This is a genomic window from Sporosarcina sp. Y1004 (genome assembly GCF_057669665.1).
The window spans coordinates 16977-34524 of the sequence record NZ_JBYHFQ010000006.1 but is presented as its reverse complement, the minus strand read 5'-3'; the positions used below and the strand labels follow the sequence as shown (position 1 = coordinate 34524).

Sequence of the window (17548 nt, the reverse complement as noted above, 5' to 3'; positions counted from 1 at the left end):
CCATTTTTGGAGAATCGGCTTTTTTATTTACTTAACTGGTGATTTCACGGTGAGACACGAATCTTCTTCCCGATACCAAAGCTTTTTTCTGAAAAGAAAAAAACCGCTTCTACATGTCTTCAGACAGCAGTAACGGCGAGTTATATCAATTTTCGTTTCCAACCAGATTGACAAGTGATTCTAAAGCTTGTTCTTCGTCATTTCCTTCTGCAATCAGTGTTACGCTTGTTCCTCGTGCAATGGCAAGACTCATAATCCCCATTATACTTTTCGCATTCACTTGGCGTTCGTCTTTTTTCAAAAATATATCCGCCATAAATCGATTTGCCTCTTGAACAAAAAGGGCTGCTTGCCGTGCTTGTAACCCCGTTTTCATCTTCACTTCAACTGTTCTTTCTGCCATGACAGTATCTACTCCTCTCTTGGTCCGACATCGGATTCACCGACTGCCGAGTCCACCACTGCGAAGGTTTTCCGCAATTTCTTCTATTTTTCTTAAACGATGGTTTACACCTGACTTACTTACCATTCCGCCCGTAACTAATTCTCCGAGCTCTTTTAAAGTGATGTCCTGATTGTCCACCCGAAGTCTTGCGATTTCTTGTAGTCTTTCAGGTAGTTCCGCAAGGCCGATTGTTCTTTCGATGAACTTTATATTTTCAACTTGGCGCTGTGCAGCTCCTATCGTTTTGTTCATATTCGCTGTTTCACAATTCACAAGACGATTCACACTGTTCCGCATATCCCGTATAATCCGTACATCTTCAAACTTCATTAAGGAAACATGCGCACCGACAATACTTAGAAAATCCGATATTTTTTCGGCTTCCTTTAAATACGCGATATATCCTTTTTTACGTTCAATGGATTTTGCATTCAAATGGTATTTGTTCATCAGATCGACTAGGTCTTCACTGTGTTCTTTATAGATTGAAAAGATTTCAAGATGATAGGAAGACGTTTCCGGATTATTAACGGAACCACCTGCTAGAAAAGCACCTCGTAAATAAGCGCGTTGACAGCATCTCTTTTTCACCAATTCCTTTGCAACCTCATTTTTGAATTGAAACGTACCCGTCAAGATGTAAAGATCTTCAAGAAGATCTTTCGCACCGTTTCGAATTCGACAAATATAAACATTATTCTTTTTCAAACGCATTTTTTTTCGGACAAGCAGTTCCACTTTATATGGATACAACCTTTTCAAATTTGAATAAAGCCGTCTGGCTATAGCGGCATTTTCAGTTTGCACATCTAGACTCAACTGCTTATTGGAAAAGGATAGTGCCCCATTCATCCTGATGAATGCTGCGACTTCTGCTTTTGTACAACAATCATCTGCTTCTATCTGTGTCATTTCTTTCTTTGTTTCTGATGCAAAAGACATGATTCTTCCCCTTTCTCGGCGACAATCAGGTCTGTTCCGTTTTTATCCCATTTTCCATATAATCGATAAGCCATTTAGCAACTTTTTCAGAGTCATGTATTATATTACCCTCATAGAGTAGGCCGATGTCTTTTACTACAATATTCGGGACAAGTCGTTGCAACGATTCAATGTCATTTTCGACAGGCCAAGGTGGTCCAGTCAATTTCTTGCCTTGTTGCAACGATGGAAGTTCTGTGCCATTTAATAATACTGTATCAATAAATGCTTCGCCTGCATGATCATAAAGTGCCTGGACATGCTCTGAGGCTGTATAGCGATAGGTCTCACCTGCTTGCGTTGCCAAGTTACTAATGTATACCTTTTTCGCTTTACACCCCAATACTGCTTTACGTATCGCCTGAACAAGTAATGTCGGTAAGATACTCGTATATAAGCTGCCCGGACCAATAATGATAAGATCAGCCGCTTTAATTGCCTCAATTGTTTCAGGTAACGGTTCAACTTCTTGAGGTGATAGATATACCCTTCGAATTTTCCGTTCGTATACAGGTATTTTCGATTCGCCTGTCACGATTGTACCGTCTTCAAGTTCTGCATGCAATGTGATTCGCTGATTTGCAGCAGGCAATACTTTCCCTTTTATGTTAAGTACCCGACTCATTTGCTCAACAGCACGGGCGAAGTCTCCAGTGATATCCGTCATTGCGGCCAACATTAGATTCCCAAGGGAATGGCCTTTTAAATCTTCTGATATTGAGAAGCGATACTCGAACATCTTCTCAATAAGTGGTTCAACATCTGAAAGCGCTGCCATTACTTTCCGGATATCGCCTGGAGGTGGGATATCGTATTCATCCAAAAGCCTGCCCGAACTCCCGCCATCATCAGCCACAGTGACGACCGCCGTTAAGTCGACAGGATGATATTTCAATCCGCGTAATAACGTTGACAATCCGGTTCCGCCACCGAAGACCACCACTTTTTTTATATGCTTCGATTTCGGCATAGCGTCAACCCTTTCTTTTTTCAATATCCCTATGCGTAATGAGTGTCCGATACTCCTCTTTGAACCGTGTTCCGAAAAACTCGGCGAGTGTAACAGAACGGTGCTGCCCCCCGGTACAACCGAACGCAATGACAACTTGTGATTTTCCTTCATTTTTATATTGTGGGATCAGAAACTTAAATAAATCTGTCAATTTTTCAATTAGCATCTGTGTATCGTTCCACTTCAGTACATAGTCGTAGACTTCTTTCTCTAGACCGGTTTTCGGTTTTAAGTCTTCGATATAAAAGGGATTTGGTAGGAAACGCACATCAAACACGACATCTGCATCAATCGGCATTCCGTGCTTAAAGCCGAATGACAGGAAATTCAATGTAAAACCTAAGTCTTCCTTAGAGGAGAATTCAGACATGATTTTCCCCCGTAATTCTCTAGGCTTTAATCCTGTCGTATTGAATATTGAACGAGCACGTCCTTTCATCTCAGTCAATAGTAGCCGTTCCTTTTTAATACCGGTTAGTGGTAATCCACCTTCCGATAGCGGATGCGAGCGTCTTGACTCTTTATAACGTCGGACTAACGTTTCGTCGTTGGCATCGAGGAATAAGATTCGGGAAGATACGCCTTTCATCTTCAATAAATTATCCAGTGCACCGATGAGGGAATCAAAGAGATCGCCTCCCCGCGTATCCATAACAGCGGCTATCCGTTTCATACGATTCTCCGATTTCATCATCAAATCCAGAAACATAACAAGCAGCTCTGGCGGTAAATTATCGATACAATAGAACCCCAGATCTTCGAAACTCTGCACGGCTACTGTTTTACCGGCACCTGACATTCCCGTTATGATAACTATTTCAACATCGCTGTTTGGCTTCCCAATTTCGGTCATTTCCCATCACCTTCCACAGAATTCTGGATTACTTCTTTTAATAGTTTAAATTCTTCGGTGTAAAAGAACGTCCCGTATTGTATACCCTGCTTGGAAACCGCATATAGCAAATTTGTGCGGTCTCCTTCCGCCATGGGAAGCGTCTGAAGGCTTTCAACAGAATGCCACTCAAGCACGCCTTCAGTGGTTGTTTCAAAAGGTTGACCACTGAAATCAGTTGCAATGAATGTATGAAGCATCCATTCATTTTTCACGTGTTCCCCTGTATCATCAGTAATCACCATCGTATAAACGCCTTTTAAGTATGGGTTAACCGGCTTTGCACCCGTCTCCTCGGTGAATTCCCTGACTGCCGTTTCGTAAATCGACTCACCGGGATCCATCTTTCCTCCTGGGGCCACGTACCAGCCACGGCGCGGTTTTTTCAACAATAATACACGATTGTCTTTAATGACAAGTAAGTTTACTATTCTCTGCATTTGACTATCCCCACTTTTTTAATCTGCATAATACTATTATACAACGTACCATTGGAAAACGACAAAAAAAGAAGGCTAACTACCGGATTGAACCGGCAGACAGCCTAACTTAAGCTTGCTATATCAAAAGGGGGGTCAATTGATACTTTTACTATACCCCTTTGATGTTGCATTACTGTTACAGTCAGGTTAAGGTTTCATTAAAAAGTTATGCTTCTGCGCCTAACTTTTCCATTAATTCCTCGACATATTTCTGTACAGCCTGTGCAGCGATACTGCCGTCTCCTGTAGCCGTTACAACCTGCCTCAATAACTTCTCACGGACATCACCTGCAGCATAAATGCCTGGTACAGATGTCTCCATGATTTCGTTCGTAGCGATATAACCATTTTCGTCTAGAATTCCAAGTTTAGCAAAAGGAGCTGTTAACGGATCCATTCCGATATAGACAAACATGCCATCCGTTTCAAATTCCTTTTCAGAACCATCGATCGTTGAAACAAGTGTTACGGAACCGACTTTTCCTCCATTACTGTTAACTTCTTTGACAGAAGAATTCCAGATAAATTCAATCTTATCATTTGCAAATGCACGATCTTGAAGAATTTTTTGTGCTCGTAATTCGCCGCGTCGGTGAACAATCGTCACTTTATCCGCAAACCGTGTCAAATAGGCTCCTTCTTCCACAGCAGAGTCTCCGCCGCCTACAACAACTAGCTCTTTCTTACGGAAGAAAGCACCGTCACAAACCGCACAATAGCTTACGCCTCGTCCGGTGAGTTCTGTTTCGCCTGGAATACCCATCTTTTTGTATTCGGCACCAGTCGTAATTATAATTGCACGCGCTTTATATTCTTTGTCCCCAACGACAATCGTCTTATAACTGTGTCCGTCAATAACATCTGTAACATCACCATAAGCATATTCCGCGCCAAACTTTTTGGCATGTTCAAACATTTTTGTAGAAAGATCGGGACCGAGTATATGTTCGAATCCAGGATAATTCTCAATTTCTTCCGTGTTTGCCATTTGACCACCCGGTATTCCACGTTCAAGCATTAGCGTTGAAAGGTTCCCGCGTGATGTATAAACAGCAGCCGTCATCCCCGCAGGGCCGGCACCAATAATGATGACATCATAAATCTTCTCAGTTGTCATGTGAACTTCCTCCTCCACAACATTTACAACATAAATCGTATAGGATTTTGGCCTTCTATTCAACTTTATTGCTTATGAATGACAGTGTATGGGAAGCGGCGTCACAACATTAAACATCGAATTGCGGAAGATATTCTATCAACTCACCAACGTATTTCGTCAAGGTGGGCACTGAGATACCAAATCCCTTTGCAATTGCTGTCTTGGTCACACCCGGATAACGGGATGATTGAAACATATAATCTGCCGCTGCTGCAAGCGCTCTTGGATTTCGGAAAGAATACGATTGGCTAAGCCCCGTTTCACACAAAGTAAACCACATTTGGAAAAGATGTGTCGCTTGTTTATCCAACGGACAGTATTTGGCATAGAGCAAGTCCGTCGTTTCTAGCGCCCTCATAAATGACTTATCGAACTTACTTTCCGGCATGAACTCATAGTCGAGCCCACTTGCCAGGAAAAGCCGTTCAAAATTACTTAGTTTTTCAATTTCGATATATGACGGATGTGAGATAATTTCCTGCTTATGTCCTGACTTTCCAAGAAGATAAAACCCAAACATCCTTTCACTTCTATAGGGATTTGTAATTTTACTTAAAAGAAATCCCCTATCCTGTTCAAGTGAATCCGATTTTATGATCTCTTGGACATCTTTCCAAGGCTCATATCCAACCTTCGTTGGATCTAAGTCGACTAACTTTGCATATGCATCTCTTGCAACTGTTTCGTGTCCAGAAAAATAAGCAGAATGGGAAAGCCAGAAATAGTAGCCCGTATCTCCTTCAAACCCTCTTTTCTGTAAACTTCTGAGCCAGTTATATGCTTCTTTATGTCGGCCAATCAGCGCAAACGTAGCACCTAGTTTATAGCGATTTTCAATTTGATACGGTTTTATCTTCACGAGTAAAGCAAGTAAAGACTCTAAGTCCTCTTCCTTTTTTTCATAATAATAAAAGACCGCAAGATTACAGAGTGCATGGATATTTCCTTTATTGCCCTCTAAAACGACATGGAGTAATTCGCTGGCTCGCTCATTTTGCCCAATGTAAAAGTAGGCAAGTGCTAAATTGTTATACGCCGCCCAAAACTCGGGATAGTCGACTATAATTTGCTCAAGCAATTCTACAGCTGCCGTAAAATCCCCTGATTCCATCAATCGACGAGCTTTTTCCTGGAGAAAATATACTTCACCATCCGGCATTTCATCATCATTAAATGATTCTTCTTGTTCTGCAAAATCAATAATCTCCATTGAATCATCAGCAAAAGTACCATCCGGATTAAGTGAAATATACTTTTCGGCATACATTTTTGCATCACGTAACATACCCAAATGTGCATGTACTTCTGCCAAGTAGAAGATAATTTCCTCTTCAGACGGGTCAAGAGTATTCGCCGTCATAAGCAGCTCGTGAGCTTCTTCAAAACGTCCCTCTTCCATAACAAGCACACCGTATTCCATAAGAATCTTTGGATCTTCAGGACTGAGTTCAGTCGCTCTTTTTAAATATCTTTGTGCATCATCAAAACGATCGCGCTGCATTGCTTGAACTGCTTTATTATAATAAAATTCACCGTCCGGATTGAACGAAATGACATTTTTTTCATGATTCTTACTAAGTTTTTCCAATCATATTCCCCCACAAAAATAAGAAGGAACGCAAAGTACGTTCCTTCCCGTATTGTCCCCCATTATATCATAATTAACGCGGACACTAGCTACTTTCAACTATTTTCCTCTACGATTGAGTTTTGTTGTCGAACTTTCATCTGCTCTTCAGTGAAGATAATTTTTACCGGATTTCCACCTGCGAACACGCCTGCCGGAATATCACGGTTAACAAGGGATGCCGCAGATATAACCGCTCCGTCGCCGATTTCGATTCCAGGTAGGATCAGTGTATTCGCTCCGATTAAGACATTCTTTCCGATGACAACGTCACCAATACGGTACTCATCAATTAAGTATTCATGGGCAAGAATCGTCGTATTAAAACCGATAATTGAATTATCACCGACCTTTATCCGTTCAGGGAACATAACATCTGGCATCACCATGAGTGCAAATGACGTCTTATGTCCAACTTCCATTTTTAAAAAATTGCGATACAGAAAGTTTTTCATGGGCATGAACGGTGTATACCTTGAAATTTGAATGACAATAAAGTTTTTTGCCACTTTGAAAAATGGAACTGTCTTATATATATGCCAGAGCGAATTTGCGCCATCTTTTGCGGGGTACCTTTCAGTACGTCTCACGCCTCTATACCTTTAACCATGTGCAACAGGTCTGAAATATGTTGCAGCATAAAGTCCGGGTTAAATGACTGTAGAAATTCTTCGCCTTTTGCAGACCACGCTACTCCAGCGGTACGTACTCCAGCATTTTGCCCACCCACTATATCATGATAGTTATCCCCAATCATCAGCGCTTCATCCGCTGTGGCACCCAAGCGATTGAGAGCCAACAGAATGGGTTCTGGATCAGGTTTAGTTTTCACGACATCATCCATTGCGATGACTTCGTCAAATACACCTTCCACGTCAAGAAGCCCCAAACCTCTGATAACCATATCTTTTTTCTTAGTGGAGACAATCGCCATTTTCATGCCCGCGGTTTTCAATAACCTCAATGTTTCTGATACACCGTCAAATTCGCTTGACAGCTCATCATGCATTGACCTATTCCACGCTCTATACTCTTCTATCAGTAATTCTGTTTTTTCAGGGTCAACCGAGTCAAATGTTTCATTCAAAGTCGGCCCAAGAAACGGCAGTATGTCAATTCGCTCATACTTCCCAGGATAATGATTACCTAGGACGTACTGGAATGTTTGGATAATCAATTCATTTGTATCAAGTAACGTTCCATCAAAGTCGAATAAAAGTGTTGTAATTGGTTTAGCCATCTGAAATCGGAACTCCCTTCTCTTTCTTTTGTTCAGCACGCCTCCAGACAAATGCGACAATAATTGTCAGCACAAAGGCTGTTATAACCCTAATTATCAGTAATGGCAGAATAGGAATGCCTAGCGGAATAAAGATCAAGGTGTCTTCGACGATCGCATGACAAGCTACAAGAAATATGAATGCCAGTGTCGCATCTTTTTTGCTCACGCCATCCTCTTGTACTGCTTGAATCATTATGCCTGCACCATAAGCTAGACCGATGACTAGACCTGCAACAAGTGTCATTGAAGCATTTGGTTGTACACCGATCACTCTTGTGAAGGGTGCCAGTTTCTCTGAAAACTTTTGTAAGTAATTACGGTCTTTCAAAAACTGTACGAGAATCATGAGAGGAATAACAATCAGAGCAAGCTGCAGTACGCCGAATGATGCTTTTTGCACACCTAGCAAAATAATCTCAGGCCACCCACTCGGCAATTCCGAAACTTTCGGAGCCATCCCGTACTGTGCTGTCTCTCCTCCGCCTTTCCACATCAGGTTTATGATAATACCTGACATAAAGGCAAGTCCAAATCGCACTAAGAGCACGATCCATACTTTTACCCCAACCTTTACCGCCACGCCTGTTTCAATGAATATATTATGTGAAAAAGACAACATCACGGCAATGATGAATACTTCCTTCACTGTCAATTCTAACGATAAAACACCTGCGATTCCCGCATATAAATTGAGTGCATTACCAAGAACTAACGGAATTGCAGCTTCACCACTCAAGCCAAATATCCCCATAAACGGTGCGATTAACTTAATTAGCCATGGCAACAAAGGAGTATGCTGTAAAATGACAACAAGCACTGTTATTGGAAAAATGATTTTCCCAAGTGACCATGTTGTACGTAGCCCCGCCTTTAGTCCATTTTGAAGTGTCCCCATTCCCCATTCCCCTTTTTCTAATCTTTATAATTTACATTTACTTTTTGAATATACCTTCTTACGATGAAAACAATGAGTGCTAAGATGATAGTAACAACAGATACAAGCTGTGCGGCCCGTAGTTCACCGATAACATATAAGCTATCCGTTCGCATTCCTTCTATGAAGAAACGTCCTGCTGAATACCATACTAGATAAAAGAGGAACGTTTCACCACGCTTCAAGTTCACTTTGCGCAATAAAAGAATGATGATTAGCCCTACGATATTCCACATGGATTCATACAAAAATGTCGGATGGTACGTAACGCCTTCAATGGTCATCTGATTCATGATCCAATCCGGAATAATCGTCGTTTCGAGGAACTTTTCCGAAACAGGACCTCCGTGCGCTTCCTGATTCATGAAATTACCCCAGCGTCCGATAATTTGACCGATTAAAAGGCCGGCTGCTGCAATATCAACCGTTTTCCAAAATGAAATACCTCTTTTTTTCGTATAAAAATAGGTCGTGATGAAGGCACCAATCAATGCACCATGGATTGCAATGCCTCCCTCCCAGATTTGAATAATTTGGCCGGGATGGTCTTTATAGTAATCCCACGAGAATAGTACATAATAGATTCTTGCGCTTATAATCGCAATTGGAACTGCCCAAATTAACAAATCAGTTAAAAAATCTGGGTGCATCCCACGTTTCACCATTTCTTTTTGAACAACAAAAAATGCGAGAATAATGCCCAGTGCAATTAGAATGCCATACCATCTAACTTCCAATGGTCCAAGCGAGAATGCAATCGGGTTTATTGCCAGTAATTCAAACATCCATCAACCATTCCTTTCTCTCACGAAGCATTAGTTTAGATTTCCATCGATTTGAGCATCCAGTTTTCTCGAAAACTCCTCTGCCGCATTGATGCCAAGCTTTTTCATCCGATAATCCATCGCTGCAACTTCGATAATAACGGATAAGTTACGTCCAGGACGTACCGGTACAGTGAGTTTCGTCAATTCCGAATCTACAATTTTCATCTTCTCGTCATCGAGACCCAGACGTTCGTATACCTTCTCAGGATCCCAAATCTCAAGATCGATTACAATTAAAATCCGTTTATCACTTTTAACAGCACTTGCCCCAAATAACGTCATCATATCTACAATTCCAACTCCGCGGATTTCCAGCATATGTTCTAGAAGTTTTGGCGCATTTCCAATCAAAACATTTTTGGCTACTTGCCTAATTTCAACGAGATCGTCTGCTACAAGACGATGTCCCCTTTTAACGAGTTCAAGAGCTGTCTCACTTTTACCCACACCACTTTTACCGGTAATGAGGATACCAATTCCATAAACATCTACCAACACTCCATGAACTGCAGTCATTGGTGCGAGTCTGCCACTAAGATAGTTCGTCAGCATACCCGAAAATCGTGTAGTCGGAATGTCTGTACTCAAAATAGGGATTCCCCTGTTGTTCGCTGCCACCATTAATTCAGTCGGCACATCCATATCATGTGCCACTATGATGGCTGGAGTTTTTTTTGTACAGAGTCTTTTCATTCGATCTATTCGTTCGGACTTCGTCAAATTTGCGAAAAACGATAGTTCCGTTTTACCGAGAAGTTGAACGCGATCTGCCAGATAGTAATTGAAATAGCCAGCCATTTCAAGACCTGGTCTTGAAATATCACTTGTATGTATTTCCCGCTCGATTCCCTGTTCGCCTGCTCTCAGTTCTAGAAAGAGCCTTTCTTGAACATCTTTCACTGTTACATAAGCCATTGATGCGCCCCCCTTTTTTCATATATCCCAAACGTCTAAGCCTCATTTTACCATGCCCACTTTCAAATGAAATGATTATGTGTCAAAACGGTCCACAAGCAGATACTTTTTTCCTATATAAAGGGTGAGTAGAGATGTGGATTGTAGATCGCTTGGCGCTCTGGGCTTGTTCCATTATTGATAGTAAATTTGAGATGTATGGAATGAAATTATAATGTGAGTACTATTTGATTCTAATTACATTGAAGAATGACAGACTACAGATTGCAAATCTAATCCCCAACAACGAAATGTGCCTTCATACATAGAATATCCAGCGCAGGCGCGTCTACGTGGTAGCCGGAGTGATAAGACTTATGGAGGGATGCAGTTCAATCCCTTCCTGGTCTCCTTTCCGGCTTATCGCGGTAGGCATCCATAAAGCGCCAAAGCGGTATTAGCAGGATCTCTGATTCGTTCCATTTATACTCTTTTAATTTAAAAAGGAACAGTTGTAGCACCTACAAACCGGTGCTACAACTGTTCCTTTAGTAACTCTTATTGATCTATTCTTTTTTCGCATTATAACAAACAAGCACAGAACCTGTTTTTGCTTCACCAAAGATATGAAGGGGTGATGTATTCCCTTCTATATCCTTTTTAAAGCGGATTGTCCGTTGCAACAATTGTTCTTGCTCAACAGTCCGATTGACATCATCCAGCTGAAGGTCAAGGCGACCCATGTTGGATGCTATCTCACCTGACAAGGCAGAGCCAGCGGGAATATAAATTTCGACCGATCCACTCATTGTTTTTGTTTCAATTTTTTCTGCGGCAGAATCAGTTGTTGTAACAACGACATGTCCGTTTAGGGATTGTACTTATAACAAAACTTGTCGCACAGCCCCGTCAGTTGAAGTGAAATGTTTCACAATCTATTTTTTCATGGATATACACTTCAAGTTTTTATTGTCTCTACGGAATCGGCATTTCTTCCCACGAATAATCCGGTGCAGTTGCAATCCATAAGGTATCTCCCTTGATATCCACATCATAAACAACGATGAAATCTCCCGCATCAAACACTTTTTCAGATTTACTTTCATCTTTCGTGTTGATGGAATAGATAGCTTCACCCCTATGTTTGATTCCGAATAATTTCTCTCCTTTTTTTATAAGTCTAACTACCATTTTATCAACTTGAATTTTACTCCAATTTTCCTCTTTAAGATTTCGGGTCCAAATTCCACTTTCTATGGCAATGAATAGCCTATTATTAATCACTTTCATATCATCAGGTACGTCATTACGATTCGGCATGGTTATTTCGTTCCACCCATCATTTGTCTTTTGAAGAATTTTTCTTTCTTCTGTGAATATCACCAAATCACCATTATCCGAAATTTGAACATCATAAATTGGTTTGGGTACAATAGCTTGTTCCCAACTCTCCCCTTTATTGGTCGTATAGTAAACCTTTCCATTTGATAGCACAGCTATATGGTTGTTGATTGAATAATCGATGTTTTCAATCGTGTGATCTAATGAAAGAATTTTCGTTCCTTTACTTTTTGATGTAATACCTGCCCATAATTCTTTTTCCGTAGCTACATATAATTGATCATTCCTATCAAACCACGCGTGCGTTACATAATCATTAGTTTGGAGTTCTGTCCATGTTTCTCCATTGTTATGGCTCCATTCAATAAAAGGTTGTTTGGTTGTACTAAATTGTGTTGGCTTTTTGTCGCCCCATACCACTAAATTGTTCTTTCCAGCGACAACGCCTGTAATCGCCATCCCTTTTTTTGTTAGGTTATCGGTGCCATTACGTCTGGATATTAATCCTCCGCCGTATGGTAATTTATGAATGGCACTGACCACATCTCCGTTTTTGGCATTGAATGAAATTCGAGTAAAACGGCCATCTTGATCATTTCCAACTACCGTCAGAATGGGCGCACCATCGATATTATCAAGTGTGAAATGATAGCCTGTTGCCCAATCTTTTCCTTGTTTTAGTCCGTATTTATCCTTTGCTAGTTGGAGAACATCAGAGCTATCCAACTTGATTTCATCGTAGGGTATTGTTGGACCCGGAGTTTGCTTTCCCTGTCTAAAATCGATAATTTTCTTTTCTGAGATACCAATAATTACAAAATCATCCGTACCTGGAACGATAAAGATCATAGTCCAAATAAAGCGTTTACCATTTACTCCTCTCGAGCCTCCCTTCGTTTCATCAACGCTGTTTACACTTGTAAGTGTTGCGTTTACATTCCATTCTTTTGCTCGCTGCAATCCAATGTCAATTGCTTCTTTTAGCGTAATTTCACCATCTGAAGCGATTCCTTCATGACCAATCAAATTTGCAAAAACTAAAAAAACAACTAACAAACAAGCAGTTTTTTTAAAAAACTTCAAAATTACCACCATCCTATGCTTAATGCTCCTATTTAGGATGGAGTAAATACTTCGTTATATACTCTCTTAGATCCAATATAACAAACAAAATACTCCTTTTATCAGAGAATCCTTCTTGCACTAACCTCCGCCGTTAATTGAACAAGATCAGGTACTTTCATAAAAGATAATGAAATTCGATATACGCTTTCCTAAATAGGCAATCCAGTGTAGGCGCGATTTAGTGGTAGCCGAAGCGATAAGACGGAAAGTGGTCTTCTTTCCGGCTTATCGCGAGAGGTATCCACAAAGCGGCGAAGCGGTAGTAGCGGGATTAGCAGGAATTCTAATTCGCTCCATAAATTCAAGTCACTTATTAATACTCTTTAGACTAAAAAAGAACAGCTGTAGCACCAACAAACCGGTGCTACAACTGTTCCTTTAGTAACTCTTATTGATCTATTCTTTTTTCGCATTATAACAAACAAGCACAGAACCGGTTTTTGCTTCACCAAAGATATGAAGGGGTGATGTATTTCCTTCCACGTCTTTCTTAAAGCGAATTGTCCGTTGCAACAATTGTTCTTGCTCAACAGTCCGATTGACATCATCCAGCTGAAGGTCAAGGCGACCCATGTTGGACGCGATTTCACCTGATAAGGCAGAGCCAGCGGGAATATAAATTTCAACCGATCCGCTCATTGTTTTTGCTTCAATTTTTTCTGCGGCAGGATCCGTTGTTGTAACAACGACATGTCCGTTTAGCGATTGTGCTTCTACATCTTTCACAGCCCCGTCGATATACACTCGGCCATTCAGCGTTTCCGCTTCAATCGTATTACCCGTAACGCTGTTTAATGCGATTGCACCATTCACCGTTTCAAATTCACCGTTTTTAAACGTCAATTCTGCTATCTCAATTTTCCCATTCGCAGTCTTTACACGCACCTTATCCGCTGTTACGTCTTTCATCTTAAACGAACCGTTCATCAATTGGACGGATATTTTTGCATAGTCTTTTTTCGGGATATATAATTCAACATTCACTTGTGCCATTTTCATATCACTTGAAAGTCTAATTTTCCCTTCATCGTTAACGAACAACAATTTTTCAAGAAAATCTTTTTTGGCTTTTTCTTCTGATTCACTATTATAACTTTTCACCGTAAAGTCTGCGCGAACTTCTTCCGTTTCACCAGTGTGAATTGTTACTTTACCATTGTCGACATCAATCACTACTTTATCGATACCGCTGGCATTCTTGGCCATCGTATGGGTGAATGTTTGAGAATTTCCAAACGGTGAATCGAATTCAAATGTTTTCACTTTTTGTACGGCAGTCTGCATGAATTGCATAAACCTGTCCCCGACATTAGAGAAATCTTTTCGTAAATCCTCAAGGAATTCATCCATTGAAGGATGTCCCTGTTCCTTATTCTCAGCGTTTGGTTCTACTTTTTCGAAAGGATCAACCTTATCCTGTTTTTGGCTCACAGGTTCTTCGTTAGACTCATATGTTTTCTTTTCTATTGGTCGTGCAGTTGCTGGTTGGTTCGTCTGTCCCAATGTTTCTAGAAGTGTCAATGCTTCGTCAGTCGTGATTGTACCGTTTTCCAACATAGTTAAAATCCGTTTCCGTTCAGTTTGCATAATTACTCCTCCTAGTATGGTGGTGATTCGGATTTCTCCGTAAATTTACATCTAAGTATATATACGAACAGATGTGAAAAAAGTTTCATTTCACAACTTTTTCAGCATCCTCAATCATAATCTCCATCCTTTTTCTTTCCCGTTCAAGAATCGGCTTTAAATAGTATCCTGTATAGGAAACGCTAGATTCAGCTACTTTTTCAGGAGTACCTGTCGCAATAACTTTCCCGCCTTTGTCACCGCCCTCAGGACCTATATCAATAATGTAATCAACGGTTTTTATCACATCAAGATTGTGTTCAATTACCAACACAGTATTGCCTGTATCCACAAGTCTCTGTAACACAACTAGTAATTTGGCAATATCATGGACATGCAAACCGGTGGTCGGCTCATCAAGGATGTAGAACGACTTTCCGTTTGAGCGTTTATGCAATTCTGATGCCAGTTTCACACGTTGTGCCTCACCACCTGACAATGTTGTCGCAGGCTGTCCAAGCTTTATATAACCTAGCCCCACATCTACAATTGTTTGAAGTTTACGGTTTATCTTTGGAATGTTTTCAAAGTACAATAATGCGTCATCCACCGTCATCGCTAGAACATCCGCAATATTTTTCCCTTTATATGTTACTTCCAGTGTTTCACGATTATATCGTTTTCCATGGCAAACCTCACATGGTACATAAACGTCTGGTAAGAAGTGCATTTCTATTTTAATAATCCCATCACCGCGGCATGCTTCACAGCGGCCACCCTTAACGTTGAAGCTGAAACGACCTTTTTTATATCCACGAACTTTTGCCTCATTCGTCGATGCAAAAACATCCCGGACATCATCGAACATGCCCGTGTAGGTCGCAGGATTGGACCTAGGCGTACGTCCGATTGGCGATTGATCAATTTCAATAACTTTTTCAAGTTCCTCAAGACCAGTTACAGTTTTATATTGTCCCGGCTTCTGCTTTGATCTGTTCAGTTTCTGGGCAAGTACTTTATAGAGAACTTCATTGACTAGTGAACTTTTCCCTGAACCTGAGACGCCTGTAACCGCTATAAATTGCCCAAGCGGAATATCTACATTTACATTTTTTAAATTATTTTCAGAAGCGCCCTTAATAACAACTTCACGGCCATCAGGTTTACGTCGTTCCAAAGGAAGCTGTATGAATTTTTTGCCACTTAGATACTGACCTGTCAGTGATTTCGGATCATTCATCACGTGTTCAGGCGTACCCGCAGAAACGATTTCTCCGCCCGCGACACCTGCACCTGGTCCTATATCTATCAAATAATCAGCCGCCATCATTGTATCCTCATCATGTTCAACGACGATTAGTGTGTTGCCAATATCACGCATATTTTTAAGGGTACTAATCAGCCTATCGTTATCACGTTGGTGAAGTCCTATTGATGGTTCATCCAAAATGTAGAGGACACCTGTTAGTCTCGACCCAATTTGTGTTGCCAATCGAATTCGTTGTGCTTCTCCTCCAGAAAGAGTTCCCGCTGCTCTTGAAAGCGACAAGTAGTCGAGTCCTACATTAATAAGGAATCCAAGCCGCTCTTCGATTTCTCGTAAAATGAGTTTCGCGATTTGTGTATCTTTTTCAGATAGTACAAGGTTTTTGAAAAACCGGTCTGCTTCAACAATGGAGAGTTCCGTCACTTTCCCGATATGGACATCGTTTACTTTGACCGCGAGTGATTCCTTTTTCAATCGATAACCTGCACAAGTAGGGCATGGTCGCTGTGACATGTACTTCTCCATTTGTTCACGTATATAATCAGATGATGTTTCCTTAAAACGGCGTTCCACATTTGCTAAAACACCTTCAAAATAAATGTTGTTATCCCGCGTTCCCCCGAATTCGTTTGTATAACGGAATCGAATCTTTTCATCGTCTGAACCATTTAATAGTTTATCAAGGTCGTCCTGTGCTAATTCACTAACCGGCACATTCATGGCTATGCCAAAATGATCTGCGACAGTTTTTAAAAGTTCCGGATAGTATTGAGAACTTGTCGGAGCCCATGGAACAATTGCATTATCTTTTAAGGTGAGTGTTAGATCTGGTATCACTAACTCCGGATCTACCTCTTGCTTTGTCCCTAGCCCGTCACATTCCTGACAAGCACCAAACGGACTATTGAACGAAAACATTCTCGGTTCCAATTCACCAATTGAAAACCCGCATAATGGACAAGCATGGTGTTCACTAAACAGGATTTCTTCTCCATCCATAACGTCAACCATTACAGTTCCTTCAGCGAGCCGAAGAGCCGATTCAAGAGAGTCACTCAGACGCGGTGCTATGTCTTCCTTAATGACAATCCGGTCAATGACGACTTCTATTGTATGCTTCTTGTTTTTGTTCAATTCGATATTGTCATCCAAGTCAATGATTTCACCATTTACACGTATACGCACGTAACCTTGTTTCTTTATATCTTCAATCAGTTTGACATGCGTTCCCTTTCGACCCGAAACAATCGGTGCAAGCACTTGAATTCGTGCACGATCTGGCAGTTTCATCAGATGATCGACCATTTGCTCAATTGTCTGCGATGAGATTTCAGTTCCATGAATTGGACAGATTGGTTTCCCTACACGTGCATAGAGAAGTCGTAGATAATCATATATTTCAGTTGCAGTTCCGACAGTAGAACGAGGATTACGACTTGTCGTTTTCTGATCTATTGAAATCGCGGGCGATAGCCCTTCAATAACATCAACGTCAGGCTTGTCCATTTGTCCTAAAAACTGTCTGGCATAAGAGGACAAGGATTCAACGTACCTTCTTTGCCCTTCAGCGTAAATTGTATCGAAAGCAAGTGAAGATTTCCCGGAACCGGAAAGGCCGGTCATAACGACCAGTTGATCACGAGGAATCTTCACATCTATATTTTTCAAGTTATGCGCACGTGCGCCCTGTATGACAATTTCTTTATTTTTCATA

16 protein-coding genes are annotated in these 17548 nt (G+C 41.0%); all 16 read right to left on the bottom strand.

What is annotated here, in order from left to right:
• Window positions 1-145: 145 nt before the first annotated feature.
• The 16 genes from AC25Y6_RS06025 to uvrA all read right to left on the bottom strand — a co-directional run bounded on the left by AC25Y6_RS06025 (window position 146) and on the right by uvrA (window position 17547).
• On the bottom strand, window positions 146-403 hold the full coding sequence (locus tag AC25Y6_RS06025; RefSeq protein ID WP_482102341.1) for an HPr family phosphocarrier protein: 258 nt from the start codon (window positions 401-403) through the stop codon (window positions 146-148).
• 36 nt (window positions 404-439) lie between these two features.
• Window positions 440-1387 carry a DNA-binding protein WhiA gene (gene whiA, locus AC25Y6_RS06020; protein ID WP_482102342.1) on the bottom strand — a complete coding sequence of 316 codons (948 nt, stop codon included), beginning with the start codon at window positions 1385-1387 and terminating at the stop codon, window positions 440-442.
• A gap of 25 nt (window positions 1388-1412) precedes the next feature.
• Window positions 1413-2396, bottom strand: a complete 984-nt coding sequence (locus AC25Y6_RS06015) for a gluconeogenesis factor YvcK family protein (RefSeq protein WP_488142343.1) — start codon at window positions 2394-2396, stop codon at window positions 1413-1415.
• Between the two features lie 4 nt (window positions 2397-2400).
• Complete coding sequence (rapZ, locus tag AC25Y6_RS06010) at window positions 2401-3291, bottom strand: RNase adapter RapZ (protein WP_488142342.1); 891 nt, start codon at window positions 3289-3291, stop codon at window positions 2401-2403.
• Complete coding sequence (locus AC25Y6_RS06005; RefSeq protein ID WP_488142341.1) at window positions 3288-3770, bottom strand: NUDIX hydrolase; 483 nt, start codon at window positions 3768-3770, stop codon at window positions 3288-3290. The genes rapZ and AC25Y6_RS06005 overlap by 4 nt, the downstream gene beginning before the upstream one ends.
• A 208-nt stretch (window positions 3771-3978) precedes the next feature.
• Window positions 3979-4929, bottom strand: a complete 951-nt coding sequence (trxB, locus tag AC25Y6_RS06000; RefSeq protein WP_488142340.1) for a thioredoxin-disulfide reductase — start codon at window positions 4927-4929, stop codon at window positions 3979-3981.
• 109 nt (window positions 4930-5038) lie between these two features.
• Complete coding sequence (locus AC25Y6_RS05995) at window positions 5039-6559, bottom strand: tetratricopeptide repeat protein (protein ID WP_488142339.1); 1521 nt, start codon at window positions 6557-6559, stop codon at window positions 5039-5041.
• Window positions 6560-6654: 95 nt separating this feature from the next.
• Window positions 6655-7188, bottom strand: a complete 534-nt coding sequence (locus tag AC25Y6_RS05990; protein ID WP_482102348.1) for an acyltransferase — start codon at window positions 7186-7188, stop codon at window positions 6655-6657.
• The gene (ppaX, locus tag AC25Y6_RS05985) at window positions 7185-7838 is read right to left on the bottom strand and encodes a pyrophosphatase PpaX (protein WP_482102349.1); all 654 of its coding nucleotides are present in this window, start codon (window positions 7836-7838) and stop codon (window positions 7185-7187) included. The genes AC25Y6_RS05990 and ppaX overlap by 4 nt, the downstream gene beginning before the upstream one ends.
• Window positions 7831-8775 (bottom strand): nucleoside recognition domain-containing protein, encoded by a 945-nt coding sequence (locus tag AC25Y6_RS05980; protein ID WP_482106202.1) that lies wholly within the window; start codon window positions 8773-8775, stop codon window positions 7831-7833. Before AC25Y6_RS05980 ends, ppaX begins: the two co-directional genes overlap by 8 nt.
• Before the next feature lie 17 nt (window positions 8776-8792).
• Entirely contained in the window at window positions 8793-9599 is an 807-nt protein-coding gene (gene lgt / locus AC25Y6_RS05975; protein ID WP_482106201.1) for a prolipoprotein diacylglyceryl transferase, read from the bottom strand.
• A gap of 30 nt (window positions 9600-9629) precedes the next feature.
• Window positions 9630-10556, bottom strand: a complete 927-nt coding sequence (hprK, locus tag AC25Y6_RS05970; protein WP_482102352.1) for an HPr(Ser) kinase/phosphatase — start codon at window positions 10554-10556, stop codon at window positions 9630-9632.
• A gap of 545 nt (window positions 10557-11101) precedes the next feature.
• Window positions 11102-11344 (bottom strand): hypothetical protein, encoded by a 243-nt coding sequence (locus AC25Y6_RS05965; RefSeq protein ID WP_488142338.1) that lies wholly within the window; start codon window positions 11342-11344, stop codon window positions 11102-11104.
• Window positions 11345-11510: 166 nt separating this feature from the next.
• The gene (locus tag AC25Y6_RS05960) at window positions 11511-12902 is read right to left on the bottom strand and encodes a WD40/YVTN/BNR-like repeat-containing protein (protein WP_488142337.1); all 1392 of its coding nucleotides are present in this window, start codon (window positions 12900-12902) and stop codon (window positions 11511-11513) included.
• 495 nt (window positions 12903-13397) lie between these two features.
• Entirely contained in the window at window positions 13398-14588 is a 1191-nt protein-coding gene (locus tag AC25Y6_RS05955) for a DUF4097 family beta strand repeat-containing protein (RefSeq protein WP_488142336.1), read from the bottom strand.
• Window positions 14589-14673: 85 nt separating this feature from the next.
• Entirely contained in the window at window positions 14674-17547 is a 2874-nt protein-coding gene (gene uvrA, locus AC25Y6_RS05950) for an excinuclease ABC subunit UvrA (protein WP_488142335.1), read from the bottom strand.
• Window position 17548 lies beyond the last annotated feature (1 nt).

Bases quoted from the DNA above. Each gene is read 5' to 3' on its own strand.
- AC25Y6_RS06025 (WP_482102341.1), bottom strand. From the start codon at position 403: ATGGCAGAAAGAACAGTTGAAGTGAAGATGAAAACGGGGTTACAAGCA.
- whiA (WP_482102342.1), bottom strand. From the start codon at position 1,387: ATGTCTTTTGCATCAGAAACAAAGAAAGAAATGACACAGATAGAAGCA.
- AC25Y6_RS06015 (WP_488142343.1), bottom strand. From the start codon at position 2,396: ATGCCGAAATCGAAGCATATAAAAAAAGTGGTGGTCTTCGGTGGCGGA.
- rapZ (WP_488142342.1), bottom strand. From the start codon at position 3,291: ATGACCGAAATTGGGAAGCCAAACAGCGATGTTGAAATAGTTATCATA.
- AC25Y6_RS06005 (WP_488142341.1), bottom strand. From the start codon at position 3,770: ATGCAGAGAATAGTAAACTTACTTGTCATTAAAGACAATCGTGTATTA.
- trxB (WP_488142340.1), bottom strand. From the start codon at position 4,929: ATGACAACTGAGAAGATTTATGATGTCATCATTATTGGTGCCGGCCCT.
- ppaX (WP_482102349.1), bottom strand. From the start codon at position 7,838: ATGGCTAAACCAATTACAACACTTTTATTCGACTTTGATGGAACGTTA.
- AC25Y6_RS05980 (WP_482106202.1), bottom strand. From the start codon at position 8,775: ATGGGGACACTTCAAAATGGACTAAAGGCGGGGCTACGTACAACATGG.
- lgt (WP_482106201.1), bottom strand. From the start codon at position 9,599: ATGTTTGAATTACTGGCAATAAACCCGATTGCATTCTCGCTTGGACCA.
- hprK (WP_482102352.1), bottom strand. From the start codon at position 10,556: ATGGCTTATGTAACAGTGAAAGATGTTCAAGAAAGGCTCTTTCTAGAA.
- AC25Y6_RS05965 (WP_488142338.1), bottom strand. From the start codon at position 11,344: ATGAGTGGATCGGTCGAAATTTATATTCCCGCTGGCTCTGCCTTGTCA.
- AC25Y6_RS05955 (WP_488142336.1), bottom strand. From the start codon at position 14,588: ATGCAAACTGAACGGAAACGGATTTTAACTATGTTGGAAAACGGTACA.
- uvrA (WP_488142335.1), bottom strand. From the start codon at position 17,547: ATGAAAAATAAAGAAATTGTCATACAGGGCGCACGTGCGCATAACTTG.